Origin of the sequence: Loktanella sp. DJP18 (assembly GCF_049310965.1) — a bacterium.
Taxonomy (GTDB): Bacteria; Pseudomonadota; Alphaproteobacteria; order Rhodobacterales; family Rhodobacteraceae; genus Loktanella.
The window spans coordinates 1-1,624 of sequence record NZ_JBMERN010000302.1 but is presented as its reverse complement, the minus strand read 5'-3'; the positions used below and the strand labels follow the sequence as shown (position 1 = coordinate 1,624).

Annotated in this window: 2 protein-coding genes; both read left to right on the top strand. The window is 60.1% G+C overall.

Features of this window, described 5'->3' with window-relative positions; genetic code table 11:
• Nucleotides 1-1,202, top strand: a 1,202-nt coding sequence (istA, locus tag ACOI1H_RS25430; protein ID WP_422441093.1) for an IS21 family transposase, incomplete at its 5' end; no start/stop codon positions are given.
• Nucleotides 1,199-1,624 (top strand): ATP-binding protein (locus ACOI1H_RS25425; protein WP_422441091.1); only part of this gene is annotated, 426 nt, incomplete at its 3' end. The genes istA and ACOI1H_RS25425, both read left to right, overlap by 4 nt.

Sequence of the window (1,624 nt, the reverse complement as noted above, 5' to 3'; positions counted from 1 at the left end):
TCACGATCGTCACGGATTATGTCCGCGAGAAGCAACGCCGATCAAAGGAAGTGTTCGTCCCGTTGTCGCACGCGCCCGGTCACGCGCAGGTGGATTTTGGCGAGACGCTTGGTGTGATTGACGGGGTCGCGTGCAAGCTGCACTATTTTGCGATGGCGCTGCCGCATTCGGACGCGTTCTTCATCAAAGCATATCCTGCAGAGACCACCGAAGCGTTCTGCGATGGTCATGTCTCAGCTTTTGCGTTCTTCGGCGGGGTGCCGTTATCGATCCTGTATGACAACACCTCGATCGCGGTGGCGAAGATCTGCGGTGATGGAAAGCGGGAGCGAACCAGGATCTTTTCCGAGTTGCAGTCGCATTATCTGTTCGACGACAAGTTCGGTCGGCCGGGAAAGGGCAACGACAAAGGCAATGTCGAAGGCGTCATCGGCTACGGGCGACGGAACTTTCTCGTACCAGCGCCCCGGTTCAACAGCTTCGATGAGCTGAATGCCCGGCTGGAAGAACAATGCCTGAGGCGCCAGGACGATACCGTCCGTGGCCACACCGAGCCGATCGGAGACCGCCTGATGCGCGATCTGGATGCGCTGATGGCACTGCCGCCCACGCCCTATGATGCCTGCGAGAAGGTCAGCACACGGGCGACGTCGATCTCGATGGTCCGCTATCGCACCAATGATTATTCCGTCCCGGTCGCCTACGCACACCACGAGGTCCAGATCAGGGGCTATGTCCATGAGGTCGTCATCGGGTGTGGCGCAGAGAGAATCGCCCGCCACCGCCGGTCCTACGACAAGGCTGACATGGTGTTCGATCCAATGCATTACCTACCGCTGCTTGAGCAGAAAGTCGGCGCATTGGATCAGGCGGCACCGCTGCAGGGCTGGGACCTGCCCGCCGAGTTCGCCATCCTGCACCGGTTGCTGGAAGCGCGGATGGGCAAGAAGGGCAAGCGCGAATACGTCCAGGTTCTGCGCCTGCTGGAGACCTTCGAGATGGCCCATGTTCATGGTGCCATCAAGTACGCTCTCGGTCACGGGACCATCGGCTACGATGCGGTCAAGCATCTCGTGCTATGTCGGATTGAGAAGCGCCCGCCGCGGCTTGATCTCGACATCTATCCCTATCTGCCCAAGGCACAGGTCGAGACGACGGACCCGGCCAGCTACAATGTGTTGATGTCCGGAACAGCGGCATGACCGATACCCCTCAGGTCCTGCTGCAGCATCATCTCAAGAAGCTGCGCCTGCCGACATTCAACAGCGAGTACGACAAGCAGGCACGGCAATGCGCGGCTGAGAACAAGGACCATGTTCACTACCTGCTGCGGCTCTGTGAACTGGAACTGATTGAACGCGAACGCCGGATGATCGAACGCCGGATCAAGGACGCCAAGTTCCCGGCAACCAAGAGTCTGGACAGCTTCGACTTCAAGGTGATTGCGTCATTGAACAAGGCCCTGACCATGGAACTGGCCCGCTGCGCCTTCGTGGACCGGCGCGAGAACGTCATCGCCCTGGGTCCGAGCGGCACCGGCAAGACCCACGTTGCCCTGGGGCTCGGACTGGCGGCCTGCCAAAAGGGTCTGAAGGTCCGCTTCACGACCGCTGCCGCCCTTGTT